General features: G+C 42.2%; 14 protein-coding genes. 4 read left to right on the top strand and 10 right to left on the bottom strand.

The annotated features are described in order from the left end of the window. Positions 1-47 precede the first annotated feature (47 nt). The 6 genes from H5114_RS08125 to H5114_RS08100 form a co-directional block, all read right to left on the bottom strand. Positions 48-1,295 (bottom strand): dicarboxylate/amino acid:cation symporter, encoded by a 1,248-nt coding sequence (locus H5114_RS08125; RefSeq protein WP_124015500.1) that lies wholly within the window; start codon positions 1,293-1,295, stop codon positions 48-50. Positions 1,296-1,766: 471 nt separating this feature from the next. Beyond that, the gene (locus tag H5114_RS08120) at positions 1,767-2,660 is read right to left on the bottom strand and encodes a hypothetical protein (RefSeq protein WP_182697535.1); all 894 of its coding nucleotides are present in this window, start codon (positions 2,658-2,660) and stop codon (positions 1,767-1,769) included. Between the two features lie 11 nt (positions 2,661-2,671). Then, complete coding sequence (locus H5114_RS08115) at positions 2,672-3,427, bottom strand: hypothetical protein (RefSeq protein ID WP_124015498.1); 756 nt, start codon at positions 3,425-3,427, stop codon at positions 2,672-2,674. Next, a complete protein-coding gene (locus tag H5114_RS08110; RefSeq protein ID WP_182722656.1) occupies positions 3,424-3,954 on the bottom strand; it encodes a hypothetical protein in 531 nt (176 codons plus the stop codon). Before H5114_RS08110 ends, H5114_RS08115 begins: the two co-directional genes overlap by 4 nt. Before the next feature lie 7 nt (positions 3,955-3,961). Further along, a complete protein-coding gene (locus H5114_RS08105) occupies positions 3,962-4,246 on the bottom strand; it encodes a J domain-containing protein (RefSeq protein ID WP_124015496.1) in 285 nt (94 codons plus the stop codon). Positions 4,247-4,538: 292 nt separating this feature from the next. Then, complete coding sequence (locus H5114_RS08100; RefSeq protein WP_182722655.1) at positions 4,539-5,435, bottom strand: LysR family transcriptional regulator; 897 nt, start codon at positions 5,433-5,435, stop codon at positions 4,539-4,541. Between the two features lie 135 nt (positions 5,436-5,570). On the opposite strand from H5114_RS08100, the gene fdhD reads away from it, so the two are divergent. From fdhD to H5114_RS08085, 3 genes are all read left to right on the top strand, one after another. Then, on the top strand, positions 5,571-6,386 hold the full coding sequence (gene fdhD / locus H5114_RS08095; RefSeq protein ID WP_182722654.1) for a formate dehydrogenase accessory sulfurtransferase FdhD: 816 nt from the start codon (positions 5,571-5,573) through the stop codon (positions 6,384-6,386). Beyond that, positions 6,379-8,721 carry an FdhF/YdeP family oxidoreductase gene (locus H5114_RS08090; protein WP_182722653.1) on the top strand — a complete coding sequence of 781 codons (2,343 nt, stop codon included), beginning with the start codon at positions 6,379-6,381 and terminating at the stop codon, positions 8,719-8,721. The genes fdhD and H5114_RS08090 overlap by 8 nt, the downstream gene beginning before the upstream one ends. Before the next feature lie 418 nt (positions 8,722-9,139). After that, a complete protein-coding gene (locus tag H5114_RS08085) occupies positions 9,140-10,222 on the top strand; it encodes a PepSY domain-containing protein (RefSeq protein WP_182697540.1) in 1,083 nt (360 codons plus the stop codon). A 78-nt stretch (positions 10,223-10,300) separates the two neighbouring features. Here H5114_RS08085 and H5114_RS08080 read toward each other — a convergent pair whose 3' ends face one another. After that, the gene (locus H5114_RS08080) at positions 10,301-11,470 is read right to left on the bottom strand and encodes a lipid-transfer protein (RefSeq protein WP_182697541.1); all 1,170 of its coding nucleotides are present in this window, start codon (positions 11,468-11,470) and stop codon (positions 10,301-10,303) included. 476 nt (positions 11,471-11,946) lie between these two features. On the opposite strand from H5114_RS08080, the gene H5114_RS08075 reads away from it, so the two are divergent. Next, entirely contained in the window at positions 11,947-13,149 is a 1,203-nt protein-coding gene (locus tag H5114_RS08075) for an ammonium transporter (protein WP_182722652.1), read from the top strand. 78 nt (positions 13,150-13,227) lie between these two features. Here the strand turns inward: H5114_RS08075 and H5114_RS08070 are convergent, their stop codons facing one another. The 3 genes from H5114_RS08070 to H5114_RS08060 all read right to left on the bottom strand — a co-directional run bounded on the left by H5114_RS08070 (position 13,228) and on the right by H5114_RS08060 (position 17,515). Next, entirely contained in the window at positions 13,228-13,476 is a 249-nt protein-coding gene (locus H5114_RS08070) for a hypothetical protein (protein ID WP_124015488.1), read from the bottom strand. A gap of 117 nt (positions 13,477-13,593) precedes the next feature. Next, entirely contained in the window at positions 13,594-15,000 is a 1,407-nt protein-coding gene (locus H5114_RS08065) for a hypothetical protein (RefSeq protein WP_182722651.1), read from the bottom strand. 328 nt (positions 15,001-15,328) lie between these two features. After that, positions 15,329-17,515 carry an OsmC domain/YcaO domain-containing protein gene (locus tag H5114_RS08060; RefSeq protein ID WP_182722650.1) on the bottom strand — a complete coding sequence of 729 codons (2,187 nt, stop codon included), beginning with the start codon at positions 17,513-17,515 and terminating at the stop codon, positions 15,329-15,331. Positions 17,516-17,520 lie beyond the last annotated feature (5 nt).

The following is a 17,520-nucleotide window of genomic DNA, read 5'->3' as shown; positions in this document are numbered from 1 at the left end:
GCCACTGCATAATCAATATCAAGCAATGACATAGCATAGTAAGCTTTTTAATTGGCTTTATTAATTGCCTCACTCAGCTCGCTATCGAGTATTTTAGGCACATAATGTTTGCCATTAATACGCTGAATAATTTGGGTCGCGGTTAAATCATGTACCACATTAATCACTGTCGATGCGGCATCGGTGATTGCACCAATGACCACTAAAATAGGGATAACTTCCATCGGTAAACCTAAGGTAGTCACAATAAAAATTTCGCCTAAAAATGCTCCTCCCGGGACTCCGCCAATGATAAATGCAGACAATACCGAAATCAAAATCGTCAGCATAAACACATCTGGAGTAAAATCGAGACCTAATAGCGAATAGATAAACACGATTTTTAGCGCGGTGATCGCTGCTGCACCACCTTTATTAAGATTCACTAATAATGGCAAACTAATCTCTGCAATTTGCTCGTTTAAGCCCATTTTAGCGGCGCTACGAATGGTCACAGGTAATGTCGCTAATGATGAACTAGTGCCTAATGCCGTCACTGCGGGTTCAAGCATATGTTGCCAAAACTGCTTAACCCCTTTTACTCCGCCACCAATCCATGCATATAGAGTTGAACCTAAGGTAATATATAACGCCATTGCGACAAAAAATAATCCAACAGCTCGAGCAAACGTGCCCATTAACTCAGTATCTTGGCTAGCCATGGTCGCAGCAAAATAAGCTCCAAGCCCAATAGGCGCAACATACATTAATAGCGAAATAACTTTCATGATCACAGTATTTAAACTGTCTAGCATGCGTCCAACTCTCTGGCCATCTTCACCTGATTGACCAATGGCCACACCACCAATCACCGACATAATGATCAAAGCCAAAATGTTTGATTTAGACAATAAACCAACAAAATCATTGGTGGTTAACAAGCTAACAAAATCCATACCGCCTGATGCAGCATCAACCGTATTGGCTAAATCAAGTGTCACGCCTTGGGCAGGATCGTACGCTAACGCCAGCAATACCACACCGACAGCGGGAATAATTGCCATCACAATTGATACCAGCATAATCGACACCAGTATCGCGCCTAATTTCTTTAAATCCGTCATGTGCGCGATAGATGACATCACGCTCACAGCCACTAGAGGTACGATGATCATAAACAATAGATTAAGGAAAATTTGCCCTATCGGCTTGAGCTTTATGGCGAGTTCAGGCGCTAAGCCACCGAATAGCCCACCAAGCAATAAAGCACCCAGCAATATAATTGACGAACGATAAGCACGTAGGCTACTGAACATAATGGCTCCTAAAGACAGTTAATCAACACAAAAAATGGCCAGCAAACACGGCCTAAGGAACACTTAACGTACAAGCTAGTAATAAGTTAACTTTTAAATACAGTCACTTATCACTCAGTTGAGCGGTATTTCTCACGAAAACATGTGACTACAAGATGATGGTTTGAACTAAAATATGGCACAAAACCAATAAGATACCAACAACAACCGTACTTCAGCAATCGTTAATAATAGCTGTACCATCCACAACACTGTAGGTCGGTTAATTCTAGGCTGATTAATATGCTTTTGTAGTAGCAACTCAAGAATCATTTGTTATAGCAAGAACAAAAAATGACAGGACTAGGCTTAAATCAATATCAGATGAAGGGCATCAAGCAGCTAAGTAAATAACGGTGCTAATCAGAACCTTGAATAACATACCAAGCGAATAGAGGAAGCTTACACACAAGTAAGCTTCCTAAAGTGACATTACATGACGATATAGATGGGCCAACCAAGAAGACCGACTAAACCTTCCTTGTATTCAAATCGCTCTAATCGCTCAGGAGAGGCATTTTGAGCAGCCAACTCTTGATAACTTCGAGAGAAATTTAATGTGCGTAGCAGTGCAGAGTTAAAGTTTTTACCTAAATCCAAACGGATAGCAGCTTCAAGCTCCTTAGGTAACTCAGCCAGGGCGAGCTTAGTTTGTTGCTCGATAAATTCGAGACTAAACCACTGCGGCTGAAGTTCTACACTCGTCATACGCCGTTTAAGATCTGGGCGCACTTTTTTACCGTCGAAAAATATCCGATAAAGCACAGCTTCTGCTAAGGTACTTTCAAGATTGATATAATCCATAGGGTCAAAGGTGCCAGCAATATAAAACTGAGCTAACAATGCATTAATAGATTGCTGGCGATTATGCTCGGTTAAGGCTTCTTGATAATAAACCCAACCTTGCCACTCATCACAATCCGGTGGACTCGACACTTGATCAAGCAAGATTTTATCCACATCGCCATAAACCGATTTACCATGAAGCCTGTACTGGCTCACTTTAGTTAGCATACCCCAGCCTTTCTGAAACGACTTAACCACGCCGTCATCATTGAGCAGCAACGCAATAGCATTATCTTGATTTTGGTCCGACAACGCCATCAAACCAATACTCACAATACCAATCACATCTTGCGCCGCTTCTTCAAGCAAATGCATTTTATACTTGTTATAAAACTTATCTGCGAACTTAAGGCTCATCAAAATGGCTTTCGCTTTGATCTGTCCCAATTGCTCATTACTAAGCACATCTTCGGTTCGGCCATAAGCCAACACCCGACTCAAATAGGGACCCTGATTTTCGTCACGTAATACCAATTGCATTTGCAGAACCCTTAATCAAGAAAGCTAAACATGTCATCAACTTCAGCATACTCGTCAGTGACTTGGTTCTTTTCTTTCGCCTGAATCACTAATTCGCTGGCAAATTGGCTGATAATTAACTGCCAGTCAGAGCCAGTATTACGCAGCATGTTCTTGATCGACTTCTCGACATTAGGTGCTCTATCGCGGATCAGCGCCAGCAAACTTCGCGGATCATCAATGCTCAGACTATGAGCTTCTTCATCGGCTTGCCAATCAGAATACCCCACGGTTTCCTCATCCGCTTCATCATCAAAAGTATCGTTAATCTCATCTTCATCATCACTGCTACCACCTAAGATAAGCTCAATAAAGGGGATCGATAGATAAAACAGTGCCGCTGGGTCTTCAGCCAAACATTCTAAAATAGCAGTTTGTTTTTCTTCGCTGTCCTGGATACGGATAAGATAAGTCATAAAATCAAACGTATGATGCATTAACTCTTCAGCATTACTCTTGATTTTTTCTTCCCAGTAAAGCGGTTGCTGGCAGACGATGTCACGGATCTGTTCTGGCGACATAAGCTCAGACATGATCGATGGACACGAAATATCATGCTGACTGTTAATTTGCGTCAGCGTAACTATGTCCATTTTTTCTATAACTTCAACCAACTGATCATCAGACATTGACGACGCAATTAACTCAAATCTCTTGCTTGCCTGTTTAGGCTCAACATTCGCCAGCTCTTGTATTTCAGCGGCGGTTATTTCAATGAGACTGTTCATTCGATATCCTCATCATATTGGTCATAATAACCTTCTTCATCGCTATCATAGTCATTGTCGTCATCGTTCTCATCACGCTCATGCTCATGAAGACCATCAGAATCATCCTCATCAGCGATTTGCTTGGGCGCAGACTCTCCCTGCGTCTCCAACAAATACACCACAGCACAACTTTCAATGAGCAGATCTTCGCTGTATTTGCGTACCGCAAGTGCTAGAGGTAGATCTGCATTGTTAAATGCAATCGTGGTTTTAAACTCATCCCAGCTAGGATGAATATTCAAGCTAATCCAATGTGCCCATTGACGCTTTGATTCAGGAGAGAACTTGACTCTATCATAAAGCGCTACCGGTAAATATTCAGGGACAGAATCGAGCATCCCAGGATCGGCCAACAATATCGCTCTGATTTGGCTGGTAAACTTTGCTAGTGCATTGGGCGTATCAGGATCGTTATAAGATTCGATATTGTCATGGGCATTATTTTTTAGCTCATTAATGCGTGAAATATTAAGATGTTTAGCCATGGGATACTCAGGAATAATATTCGTCCCACAACTCCCGCATTGCGGCAGTGGGATCAGTGACAATTACGTTGTTAAAATCATTGATAAACGCATTTCGCTGCTTTTTATCTGATAACACTTCGTAAGCTTTTTTGACTCGTTGGAGCTGAACCGATGCTTGTTGTTTCTCATCATCAGACGCCCCAAGTAACTTGTCAGGATGGTACTTGTTCGATAAACGTTTATAGGCTTTTTTTATGTCATCTTCTTTGGCATTGGGTCTAACGCCCAGTACACTAAAGTGGTTAATCATAGTTATTCCTGCAGGCGATGTGGCAGTGATTGCGAGATAAAAAAGTCTGTGAATAGATAATTTTTTAGCCCGCTATTATATCAACATTCACAGGCTAGCAGCAAACATAAACCACAGTTAACTGCTAATCATTTAAAGCGCCAATAGCCTATCAAAAATCCTGTTGTCTTAAGTGGGGTTGATGTTTGCTGCCGTTAAGATGTCACCAGCCAAGCTTAATCAAGTGTGATGCATCATATTCACCACCATAGATTGACTAGCATGGCGCTCAAATGGTAAACAAAGGCAGAAATTAGCCCGTATTAATCAAACTCACAAACTCGTTCATTGCTGGCGACACACTGTATTTACGGGTAATAAACACTGTGTTACCTGATTGAATATGTTGCAATGGCCAATAATGTAAATTAAATAATTTTTCAGCCGATTTGGCAATACCACTACTGACAATGGCATAACCAATATCGTGCTTTACCGCACTGACTAAATGAAATAGCGAATCAGTTTCTAACACCACATTAAAACGTAACTGAGATTGTGCCAGCGCATTATCAATATATTGCCTAAACTGCATATTTTGGCTTAACAATACCAATGGCCTTTGCTGCAAATCCTTAAGGGCTAATGCCCCATCGCTCAGTGGGGTATCAAGTTGCGACACTAATGTTTGACTTGCTAGCACGGCCATATCGTTATCCATTTGAGGATAAAAATAAAATGTGCGCCGATTCGCCTCAGTAAGATTGTCATCAAACCCCAAACCTATGTCGATTTGATGTAAGGTCAGTTGCTCGATGAGCTTTTCATTAGTGGTCACCAACAAGGTAATCGTAATATTAGGATGCAGCTCATTGAATTGTTTAATGATCGGCATAATATCCACACTCGACTGCGGCACAATACCAATCCGAAGAGAACCAATTAACGGCCCACTAAATACACTGAGTTCTTGCTTTAACGCCACTTGATCCAAGAGCATTTTTTCAGCATAGCGCAACACAATCTGCCCAGCATCGGTTAACGCGACAAACTGACTGCCACGCACTACCAGCTCAGTACCAAAACTTTTTTCTAAAGCCGTGATACTGGCCGATAAGGTAGGCTGAGTAATATGGCAAGCCTTGGCTGCTTTAGCAAAATGCTTAAACTTTGCTAGCTCATAAAAATAATGTAACTGTCTAAGATTCATCCCTCGCCCTTAATGCTAGCTATCAATTTCAACATATTAATAGATAAAAACTATCACCGCATAAATTTGTTTGATTGGCTTTGTGCATTAGCGGTCACTAAACTGTGATTAAGATCCCGTTTTGAGTCTACGCCCATGAATGCTGCATACAAATGGTTACCCCCCATAGAACATCTGGTAGAGGAAGCGGCGGCTGCCATTAGCATTAACGGCATTAACTATGCTGTGATGATGGTAACGCCAGATAACATTGAAGACTTTGCCATTGGTTTTTTGTTTTCAGAAGCGATTATTCAACACGATCATGACGTGCATGATATTCAAATAACGCCATCTGATAACGGCTTTATTGTTGAAGTAACCATTTCTAATCGTTGTCTATACGCCTTAAACAGTAAAAAACGTCGACTCGTTGGGGCTACCGGTTGCGGGATTTGCGGGGTTGAAGCAATAGAACATGCACTGCCACAATTATCCATATTGCCCATCACCCGTCCCATTGACATTACTGATGTTGAAAGCCTGAAACAGCGTATAACTGACAGCCAAATAAAAGCGCAGCAAAGTGGCGCAATACACGCTGCCCTGGGCTTAACAGCACAAGGTGATATTGTTGCCTGTCGTGAAGACATCGGCCGCCATAATGCCCTCGATAAACTTATCGGCATGTTACTAAGGCAAACAACCACGACTCAAGAAACATCATGTAATACCTTATTAATTACCAGTCGTTGCAGTAGTGAGTTAATCCATAAAGCGGTTCTTTTTGGCGCTAATAACCTTATTAGTCTTGCCTCGCCCAGCCAACTCGCAGTCAAACTGGCACTACAATATAACCTTAATATTATTCACATCCCCAAGTATTCAGCGCCTATTTATTATTCAAATTACGATGCTCATTTCGATGTTAACCGTTTATCGCTGAGCCCTATCGGAGAAATCAATGTCTAGTCATTATCAAAAACCAACCAAAGCCGGTGGTTTTCCTTCACTGCAAGCGACGTTTACTCATGTACTGCGTAGCCAACAGACCAAGCAAAATCTCAAAAACTTACTTCGCGTTAACCAAACCGATGGTTTTGATTGCCCAGGTTGTGCATGGGGTGATAACAAACAAGGTGCATTTCAGTTTTGCGAAAATGGTGCTAAAGCAGTGGCATGGGAGTCGACCGGTAAAGGAGTTGGACGCGAGTTTTTCAGCCAATATTCAGTGCGCCAACTGGCAAAACAAACTGACTATTGGCTAGAGTATCAGGGCCGTTTAACCGAACCGATGCGCTTTAATGCTGTCACCGATCACTATGAACCGGTTACCTGGTCTGAAGCTTTTTCGATCATCGCCACCAAGCTCAACAGCTTAAGTCGCCCAGATCAAGTTGAGTTTTACACTTCTGGCCGCGCCAGTAACGAAGCCTCTTATCTTTACCAATTATTTGGGCGGCTGTATGGCACCAATAATTTTCCCGATTGCTCTAATATGTGCCATGAAGCCAGCGGGGTTGCACTAACTAAATCAATCGGCATTGGTAAAGGTACCGTGGTACTTGAAGACTTTGACGCCGCGGAAGCCATTTTTGTGTTTGGCCAAAATCCTGGTACCAACCACCCCAGAATGATGAATACTCTGCGTAAGGCTGCCAAGCAAGGCTGTAAAATTGTGACCTTTAATAATCTTAAAGAAGTCGCCTTAGAAAAATTCGCCAGTCCACAAAATCCCATAGAATTGCTCACTCCAGCAGCCACCACCATTAGTCACTTGTATTTAACCCCTAAGTTGGGCGGCGATATGGCAGCAGCACGCGGTATGGCTAAATTTATTATTGAACAACGTCCAGACAAAATTGACCATGACTTTATTCAACAGCACAGTGCGTTTTTTGAAGACTATCAACACAAAGTTAAGCACACGAGCTGGGATAAAATTGAACAACAATCTGGGCTAACAAAAGCACAGATTATTCAAGCGGCCACGCTGTTCAGTAACAGTAAAACCGTGATCAGCTGCTGGGCCATGGGGTTAACTCAGCACAAGCATTCGGTCGACATCATAAGCGAAGTGATTAACCTGCACCTTCTGTGTGGTCAAATAGGTAAAAAAGGCGCTGGATTATGCCCTGTCCGTGGTCACAGTAATGTGCAAGGTAACCGCACTATGGGCATTAATGAAAAGCCATCTGCCGATTTTATCGATAAATTGGATAATTACTTTGCTACCACCTTACCGCGCCTAGCGGGCCACAATGTGGTTGAAGCACTGAAAGCGCTGCACAGTAAACAGAGTAAAGTGTTAATATGCTTAGGCGGTAATCTTGCAGCGGCGGCACCTGATACCGACTTTACTTACCAAGCAATGCGCAATGCTGAACTCAATGTGCAAATTAGCACCAAACTTAATCGCAGCCACTTACAAGTGACTCACGATGCATTAATTTTGCCTTGTCTAGGTCGCACCGAATTAGACCAGCAAGTTAGCGGTATTCAAAAAATCACCGTTGAAGACACCTTCAGCATGGTTCATGCGTCAACAGGTATGACCGACCCAGTCTCAGAACAGTGTTTATCTGAAATCGATATTGTCGCCCAAATGGCTCATGCTACCTTCAGTCATCTCAATCACAGCCATACCAATCAAAGTCATGCAGGCAATAAGCTCAACTGGCTAGCTCTGCGCGACGACTATAGCCTTATCCGCAATCTTATCGAAAACACGATTACTGGATTTAGCGATTTTAATCAACGAATCGAACAACCAGCCGGATTTTATCTCGGCAATAGCGCAGCTGAGCTGGTTTGGAATACCAGTAATCAATTAGCTCAATTTAATCCGAGTGAGTTGCCCGATTCTGTCATCGCAGATTGTTCAAGCAACGCACAAACAACTCAGTCATCCGCCGAACAACACCCTATTTTGTTACTGCAAAGTCTGCGATCTCACGACCAGTACAACACCACGATTTACGGTATGGATGATCGATATCGCGGTATTAAAGGCAAGCGGAATGTATTGTTCATGAACCAACAAGATGCCGTTCAGCTTAATCTCGTTGAAGACCAACTTATTGATATACAGTCTATCGCCAACGACAACATCGTTCGCAAAGTATCAGGCTTCAGTGTGGTTTTTTATGATATCCCGCGCGGTAACATTGCCGCCTATTACCCTGAAACAAATCCGCTAGTCTCCATTAACAGTGTCGGAGTCGGTTCATCTACCCCAACATCAAAATCGATCCCGGTAATCATTACGCCATCAAGTAAACAAGTGATTAATGTGGCACTAGTATAAGAGTGTCGACAGACACTCTTTCACAAAAAATCTATGACCAAGCGTAAATAATACCAATGCCATTTGTGTAAACACTGGCATTGGTATTAGCGGTCATATCAGGGGTCATATTAAGTGTCCATGTTAGCGAGTTATAATGCGCCAGCCTACAAAGAGTGATGATTTGTCAGTAAACACCTTAACCACAGTGGTCAGTAAATCAATTAACCTTAGCTTGGGTTAAATTGCCGCACGGCGAATTACAATAAAGCTTGAAACCTACTCAATCACGCCATCTTTACACTTCTTTAATTGAATAATTAAATGAGATTAATTATCATTCCCTAGATTGTGGTTTGATGATTAAATTGAAAACACAATAAAAATCAGCTGGTTTATAACCAGCTGCAATTCGACAGTGTGTAATAGAGTAAACAAAATGAGCATGGTTTCGGCGTTAAAATGGTTTCATAACTGGGTAGGTTTTTTCATTAGTATCACAATGCTAATTGTATTAACGACAGGCGTTTATTTAGGGAGCGTTGATTTACTTAAGCGCACAGACAACAAAGGTCAGGCATTTGTGCCGCTCACCCTTGAACAAAAAGCCGATACGGTAAGCCGTTTATTCGAGCGCTACCCTAGCATGAGTACTATTCGTTTTCCGACCGAGCATACCCCATATATTCAAGCTAGTACTCGGGGTAAAGCGATAGCCCTAGACAATCAACTCAATGAACTCAGCAGTAGCTCTTCATTTGACTTACCTTTCTATGAAACGGCTTTCTGGTTACATCGTAATTTTCTGATCGATAATGGCGGCAAATACATCAATGCTTGGGCTTCGCTGGCTGGCGGTATTGTCACCTTAATTGGTATTTATCTGTGGTGGCGAGTTCGTAAGGGATTTCGACTAAAGCAGAGCTTGCCTAAAAATACTCGCTCAAGCAGTTTGCTTAAAAGCCATATTCAATTAGGACTGTTCATTTCAGTACCGTTATTTATATTGTGTGTCAGTGGTTTTTTAATTACTTATAACAGTTTATGGACTGGTGCTCTCAAACCAAAAGCCGCACTCGAGCAAGTTGCTTATCCTGTTAGCCAAGCAAACGATTGGTTAAGTCAGCTCACTAGCGCACAGCAAATTTGGCCTGAGGCAGAACTGATCTCTGTAAGTAAGCCTCGCTCAACACCGAATAAAGGCCCACAGCCTGATAGCGACACGCCACAACAGCTGATATATAGCATCCAATTTGATCAACATCAGGGTGTTTGGTTACGAGAAGCCGACCGTATCAGCATCAATTACCAACAAGGCACAATTGAATCGGTACTCAAACACAGTGACAGATCATTTGCAGGTAAAGTGGCTAGCTTTGTTAGACCATTACATGATGGACTTAATATGCCTGCCAGTTATGTCATGCTGATCACCTTGGTATCGCTTATTGGCACCTTGATTCTTTCATTCAGTGTGGTGACCTTTTCCCGCCGTACTTTTAGTCGTAAAAAAGCCAGTTAACGAACGGCCCACAGTGTTGCGCTTCATTTCCCTCATATATCGACGGCAATGTAGCGCAGCATGCAATAAAACCGTTAGTTAAACGCCATATAAGGTCACCACCACCGCACCACCTAAGCCAACATTGTGTTGTAGGGCAAATTTGGCATTATCCACTTGCCTATTTCCGGCTTGGCCGCGTAAATGCCACGTTAATTCAGTACATTGTGCTAGCCCAGTCGCACCAATAGGGTGCCCCTTAGACATCAAGCCCCCAGACGGACCAATAACGTATTGGCCACCATAGGTATTGTCACCGTTGGCAATCAATTCTGCAGCGCCGCCTTCAGCACATAAACCTAATGCTTCGTACGTGATCACTTCATTAGGGGTAAAACAGTCATGTAACTCAATCACATCGATATCAGCAGGACCAATACCGGCCTGGTGGTAAACCTGCTCAGCTGCCCGTTGTGTCATGCCTTTACCAACGGCATACATTGGATCTTGCCACGACAGCTCGGTATCCGTCGCCATTGCCTGCGCAATAATATTTACCTTGGATGTAATCCCGTGTTTGCGAGCAAATTGCTCGCTGCACACTATGGTTGCAGCAGCACCGCAGGTTGGTGGACATGCCATAAGCCGAGTTAAGTAACTATCATAGATAACTTTATCATCAAGCACTTGCTGGTAAGTTAATGGCGTTGAAAACATAGAGTACGGATTCTGTAATGCATGACGCCGCGACTTTTCAGCTACCTTAGCAAAAATATCAGCGCCTACATGATACTGGTCCATATAGTGACGCCCGGCAGCACCAAAGGCGCGAAGTGCGATTGGGCCTTGTGGGGCATTGAATTGTTGTAACACGGGGTCAAGACGCTCGAACGGACTTTCTCTGTCTGTCCAGTGAGAGCCCAATGCTCCAGGTTGCATTTCTTCAAAGCCAAATGCTAATGCGCAATCCACTTGGCCTGACAATACCGCCTGGCGCGCTAAAAATAACGCTGTCGAACCACTAGAGCAATTATTGTTGACGTTAATGATCGCAATACCGCTTTGAATGACATCGTAAAATGCATGCTGAGCGCAGGTACTATCGCCATAAATATATGCACCATAAGCCTGCTCGATCAATTTAGCATCAAGGTTGGCATCGGTTAATGCTAACCTAATCGCTTTAGCCGCCATAACTCGGTACGGTTGATGATGGCCCGGTTTGCAAAAGGGGATCATCCCCACGCCTGCCACTCTTACTGCTGTCATATTACTCCCGCCATTTTAGTTATTATTGGGCATGCTAGTGACTTGTTAGTACTGATAAAGCATTAAGATTTCTAACGATTGGAATTAAGAACCTAACATTAAGAACTAGAAACCAAAAGCGTGAATTCGAACAGTCATAAAACGTCTGATTGTCGACTGATTACTTAAACGATTTATCTTAAACAACATTGTTAACATAAAGTTAATCGGCTGATTATGCAACGCACCAAATGCAAGCGGCAATGCACCAAACTAAAGCATTAACAGCATAATTATCAGTCATAGGTGTTACTTTTCAGCATTCACCTGCCCAAAAAATGCACTCACATTGAACATTTTATAGATTATTTAAGCAATATTTTCATACGTTTGCACCACGAGAGATCAACTAAATGATAGGTGGCCTGTGATTTAGGAATGATTTTTGCTCTATAAACGCATGAATTTCAATAGAGAATTGTTTTGTGGAAACTAAAATGAATAATATTAGTGATGCTATTGGCGTAATTGCACAAAGCGCGGACACCTTGTTTATCTTACTTGGTGCAATTATGGTATTAGCCATGCACGCTGGCTTTGCATTTTTAGAAATGGGTACTGTAAGACACAAAAACCAAGTTAATGCCTTGGTAAAAATTTTAACCGACTTTGCTTTTTCAGCCCTCGCTTATTTTGTCATTGGCTATCAAATTGCTTACGGTAACCACTTCTTTGTCAGCGCAGAAGCATTAAGCACAGATAACGGTTATCAACTGGTTAAATTCTTCTTCTTATTAACCTTTGCAGCAGCCATTCCAGCAATTGTATCTGGGGGGATTGCTGAACGCGGGAGCTTTCGGCCTTTCTTATTGGCTTCAGCATTGATTGTTGCCTTTGTGTATCCCCTGTTTGAAGGGATTATATGGAACGGTAACTTTGGTTTTCAGGCCTGGTTAGACAGCCAATTTGGTGCTCAATTTCATGATTTTGCTGGCTCTGTCGTCGTCCATGCCATGGGCGGATGGTTAGCACTAGTCGCTATTTATTTGCTTGGCGCCCGCCGCGGCCGTAAACCCGGCATTGCCTTTGCGCCATCGAACATTCCGTTTCTAGCCTTAGGCTCATGGGTGCTGATTGTCGGCTGGTTTGGTTTTAACGTCATGTCAGCACAGACGCTTGGCGGGATCAGCGGTTTAGTGGCAGTAAACAGTTTAATGGCCATGGTGGGTGGCACTATTGTGGCGCTTATCATTGGCAAAAATGACCCTGGTTTTATTCATAACGGACCACTAGCAGGCTTAGTGGCTGTGTGTGCCGGTTCTGATTTAATGCATCCTATTGGCGCATTTGTGGTTGGCGGTGTGGCTGGGGGGTTATTTGTATTGGTATACACCAAATTACAACGCAGCAGTAAAATCGATGATGTTTTAGGTGTATGGCCTTTACATGGTTTATGCGGTGTCTGGGGGGGAATTGCTGCAGGCATTTTTGGTCAGCAAGCCTTAGGTGGTCTTGGCGGAGTGAGCTTTACTTCGCAACTTGTTGGCACTATTGCCGGGGTCGTTGTCGCATTAGTTGGCGGTATTATCGTCTATGGCTTAGTGAATAAACTATCGAGTTTACGCCTGAGCCAAGAAGATGAATTTATTGGTGCAGACTTAGCCATTCATAAAATTGGCTCAACCAATTCAGATAAGTAATTATCCTAAGTAGTAAATCGTAAAAAGGGGGCAGAAATGAATTTCTGCCCCCTTTTTTAAATAAAATAGAGTCAACAATCAGTGCTTCGATTTAACCCCATTTTTAACTATGTCTTGACCGTTTTCGAAGACCTCAGGTGTCACCCAGCGACCGAGTAATAGCTTGTGGTTATCACCAAATACCGCAACAAAATGACGACCATCGGCATTACTGGTTGCCATACCGACACCGGCAACGCCTTCTAAACCTAAACCGCCCTTTTCCACCGACAGTAAAAAGCGTTCTAATTCAGCTAAATTGTCGATCACATCATTTTCAATATTCATTTATTACCCAATTGGCTTAACTCGTTTACCACATATTTTAGCGCAGTGAGAATAAATAAGGTACCGCCGATGCCCTGAGCATCGGCGTTCGATATACCTTCTAGGATAATATGAATATTAAAAAACGATGCTTAAATCAATTAACTCAGCATCATCGTCATAGGAATCAAAGTTAACCGACATTAATATTGTCCCTTTAGTGATCATGACATTATCAAAGTTATCTTCGGCATCAGGATAACGCGCCAAGAAGGCCGTTTTGGTGGTAGGGATTTGATAAGTCGCTAATACTTTTTTAAACTCGTCGATGTCTTGCGGTTCAAACATTGACTCGGTCACCTTAAGACTATTGATCGTACCTTGCTCATTAAACCCAAGTAACACGTTGCTGTTTACTATTGCCTTAGGTCCATTTTCATTAAGCTGAATTTGATTCACCAGCTGCTGCGGCTGCAAGGTATAAGTCTGCTTATGGTCCAGTGCGATAATCTTTGCAATATCAATATTATCAAAATTGGCAAAGTTCACTTGAGGCGTATGACTGGCATCGACTAAGGGCATAATGGCAAAGCGGTTAAGTCTAGACACCGCGGCTTTAGTTATACTTTCATTATAATCTTCAAACTGTAATATCAGCTGACTGTTTTTACCCGTAACGCGGTAATCACCATTATGTTTATTGAGTAATAAATATTTCGCTACGGTTTCCTGTTTATCGCCAGGATGGATTTTACCTTCAATAATCCAATCATCATTGTCATAATTCTCACTTAATGCAATTTGATTTTTGCCATGATTATTTACTAGCCCGGGGTCTTGTGAAATCATTACGACATAAGCGTTTTTCACAAAAAACCATAAGTTACGACCATAACCATAAGCGATTGTCCCATCACTGAGTTGCAACTGAATGCTGTGCGGCCCTAACGCACTTTGCAAACCGTCAACGCTATCACCTATGTGCACCCCATAAGCGCTATCAATGGTAATGGCGGCATCGGGCGCACTGTGTTTTTGTGCCTGTGTGAATAAACTGCCATCTTCAGGTAAAGCAAGCTTCACTACGGTTTCAGTAAATGAAACGGCCTTGCCTTTACTGTTATAGGGGGTTGAATTAGCGGTGAGTTGTTTATCATCACACAATTTAAGGTGTTCAACAGTAGATGACACATGAATTTGTTTTATGTTGGAATTTACTTTGCCACTGCTATCTTGAAGATTAATGCTTCTATCAACCCCAGTAACATTGAGCCGTTGGATAATCACGGCATCAGCATTGTCGATTTGAGCTTGGCGCTGAATATCCACCAATGCCCGCTGTAAATACATCTCTCTATGTGCCATTACACCGGACGTAGAAGAGGTCGCCAATGCAGGATCAATATCGTAAATGATTTTATTACTCGCAGTGTTAATAACCTGAGGCACGCATTGAGGATAGAAATCTAAAATAGGTGGTAATGGGTTATCTGCTAATGCAGGGCTGCAAATAATACATCCAATCAATAAAAGTGACAGTTTCATTTATCGTCCTTGTTTGTTAGTAAATAACATCATGTTATTACACACATTCATATTTTGATTATTCACTAACCTAAAGTTAAATAGCCTAACTGTAAACTCATTTATCGATCGTGTTGAGCTTCGGTTATTCTCAGCACTTAAATAGTCATCATCAACAAGTCTTGGTCCCCATCGACAAGCTGGAAGACAAGGCTCTAACTCGAGCCATGACAACAGACAGCGATTTACATCAGCAATAAAAATAAGGTAACTGCCACAATAAAAAAGCGAACCTCGTTAGGTTCGCTTTTTCACTATCATTTATCACGGTCTAATACTTAACTAAGCACTATATACCCGCTTTAGCTTTGCGCGCTTGGTGTAGCTTTTTGTAACTTTCAATCAAGCGTAAATGTGGCTCAATACCTTCTAGCTTGATGCTAGTTTTTGTAAGGCCATAAAAGCGCACTGTGCCATTAACCGAACCAACCACATTGTCCATCACTTCTTGACCAAACATGCGGTTAAAGTTACCCATAAAATGCTCAAGCTCTAAGTCGTCATCTAGGGTCACTTCAAGCACTGCATTGACAGCTTGGTAAAACAAGCCACGTTGTACTGTATTGTCGTTAAACTGCAAGAACTCACCAACTAACTCAATCGCATCTTCATGAGAACCCAATGCGAGGTAAATCAGAATTTTTAATTCAATAATGGTTAACTGGCCCCAAACCGTATTCTCATCAAACACAATACCGATTAAAGTACCAATATCGGTCTGATTATCTAATTGACTCTCTTCTAAGCGATTCACTAACTTAGATAACGCTTTAGTGCTTAGTGAGTGCAGGTTCAAGATGTCTTTACGGTAATGAAGCGCTTTATTGGTATTGTCCCAAATCAAATCATCAACAGGATACACTTCTGAATATTCAGGCACTAAAATGCGGCAAGCTGATGCACCTAAATCAGTAAATTCAGCAATATACACTTCTTTACCCATGGCTTTTAAAATACCAAATAAGCCTGCGGCTTCTTCTTCACTGGTGCCGCTAAAGTCCCACTCACAGAACTCATAGTCAAACTGACTACTGAAGAAGCGCCAAGAGATAACCCCTGTAGAGTCAATAAAGTGCTCAACAAAGTTTTCAGGCTCAGTGACGGCCATACTATTGAATGTCGGCTTTGGCACATCATTTAAGCCTTCAAAACTGCGGCCTTGTAATAGTTCAGTTAAACTACGCTCCAACGCCACTTCAAAGCTTGGATGCGCACCAAAAGAGGCAAATACACCGCCGGTTCTAGGGTTCATTAAAGTGACGCACATCACTGGGAACTGACCACCTAACGAAGCATCTTTCACCACGACAGGGAAACCCTGTTCTTCAAGGCCTTTAATACCCGCTAATATGCTAGGGAATTTCTCAAGTACTGTCATAGGAACATCTGGCAGTACAATTTCTTGCTCAATGATTTGACGTTTTACAGCACGCTCAAAAATTTCAGATAAACACTGTACATGCGCTTCTTGCAGATTATTACCCGCGCTCATGCCGTTACTTAGAAATAAGTTTTCAATTAAGTTAGACGGAAAATATACCGTTTCACCATCAGATTGACGGGTATATGGAATCGCGCAAATACCTCGGTCAGTATTACCTGAGTTGGTATCAATTAGGTGCGAGCCACATAACTCTTCATCTGGATTGTAAATATCTAAGCAGTATTCATCTAACAAACCTGATGGAAGTGCATCATCCTCTTCCAGTGCAAACCATTTTTCATTGGGATAATGCACAAACTCGCTATTGGCGATCTCTTCACCAAAGAACTGATCATTATAAAAAAAGTTATTATTAAGACGCTCAATAAACTCACCTAAAGCCGAGCATAGTGCGCTTTCTTTTGTGGCGCCTTTACCATTAGTAAAACACATAGGTGAGGCGGCATCACGAATGTGTAACGACCATACGTTAGGCACTATGTTGCGCCATGAAGATATTTCGATCTTCATGCCCAAATCAGCCAATAAACGGGTCATGTTTTGAATGGTTTGCTCGAGTGGCAAGTCTTTGCCCAAAATAAAGGTACTCGTGTCGCCAGCCGGTTGTCCCATCAGCATGGCATTGGCGTCAGCATCAAGGTTTTCAACGGTTTCAATTTTAAATTCTGGGCCAGTTTGAACCACTTTTTTAACGGTACAACGATCGATTGAACGTAAAATACCTTGACGATCTTTGTCAGAAATATCGTCTGGTAACTCAACCTGAATTTGAAAAATTTGGTTGTAGCGATCTTCTGGGTCAACGATATTGTTTTGCGAAAGCTTGATATTTTCAGTAGAAATATCACGGGCTTTACAATAAACCTTAATAAAGTAGGCAGCACAAAGCGCTGACGAAGCTAAGAAATAATCAAAAGGACTTGGAGCTGAGCCATCACCTTTATAACGAATAGGTTGGTCTGCCGTAACGGTAAAGTCGTCAAATTTGGCTTCGAGTTTCAAATTGTCGAGAAAGTTTACTTTGATTTCCATTGAAT

It is taken from the genome of Shewanella sp. SR43-8 (assembly GCF_014163775.1).
Taxonomy (GTDB): Bacteria; Pseudomonadota; Gammaproteobacteria; order Enterobacterales; family Shewanellaceae; genus Shewanella; species Shewanella vesiculosa.
This window is presented reverse-complemented; position numbering and strand designations above follow the sequence as displayed.

Excerpts from the sequence above, each read along its gene's own strand:
- H5114_RS08125 (WP_124015500.1), bottom strand. The coding sequence starts at position 1,295 with ATGTTCAGTAGCCTACGTGCTTATCGTTCGTCAATTATATTGCTGGGT.
- H5114_RS08115 (WP_124015498.1), bottom strand. The coding sequence starts at position 3,427 with ATGAACAGTCTCATTGAAATAACCGCCGCTGAAATACAAGAGCTGGCG.
- H5114_RS08105 (WP_124015496.1), bottom strand. The coding sequence starts at position 4,246 with ATGATTAACCACTTTAGTGTACTGGGCGTTAGACCCAATGCCAAAGAA.
- fdhD (WP_182722654.1), top strand. The coding sequence starts at position 5,571 with ATGAATGCTGCATACAAATGGTTACCCCCCATAGAACATCTGGTAGAG.
- H5114_RS08065 (WP_182722651.1), bottom strand. The coding sequence starts at position 15,000 with ATGAAACTGTCACTTTTATTGATTGGATGTATTATTTGCAGCCCTGCA.
- H5114_RS08085 (WP_182697540.1), top strand. The coding sequence starts at position 9,140 with ATGAGCATGGTTTCGGCGTTAAAATGGTTTCATAACTGGGTAGGTTTT.
- H5114_RS08075 (WP_182722652.1), top strand. The coding sequence starts at position 11,947 with ATGAATAATATTAGTGATGCTATTGGCGTAATTGCACAAAGCGCGGAC.
- H5114_RS08120 (WP_182697535.1), bottom strand. The coding sequence starts at position 2,660 with ATGCAATTGGTATTACGTGACGAAAATCAGGGTCCCTATTTGAGTCGG.
- H5114_RS08060 (WP_182722650.1), bottom strand. The coding sequence starts at position 17,515 with ATGGAAATCAAAGTAAACTTTCTCGACAATTTGAAACTCGAAGCCAAA.
- H5114_RS08090 (WP_182722653.1), top strand. The coding sequence starts at position 6,379 with ATGTCTAGTCATTATCAAAAACCAACCAAAGCCGGTGGTTTTCCTTCA.
- H5114_RS08070 (WP_124015488.1), bottom strand. The coding sequence starts at position 13,476 with ATGAATATTGAAAATGATGTGATCGACAATTTAGCTGAATTAGAACGC.
- H5114_RS08080 (WP_182697541.1), bottom strand. The coding sequence starts at position 11,470 with ATGACAGCAGTAAGAGTGGCAGGCGTGGGGATGATCCCCTTTTGCAAA.
- H5114_RS08100 (WP_182722655.1), bottom strand. The coding sequence starts at position 5,435 with ATGAATCTTAGACAGTTACATTATTTTTATGAGCTAGCAAAGTTTAAG.
- H5114_RS08110 (WP_182722656.1), bottom strand. The coding sequence starts at position 3,954 with ATGGCTAAACATCTTAATATTTCACGCATTAATGAGCTAAAAAATAAT.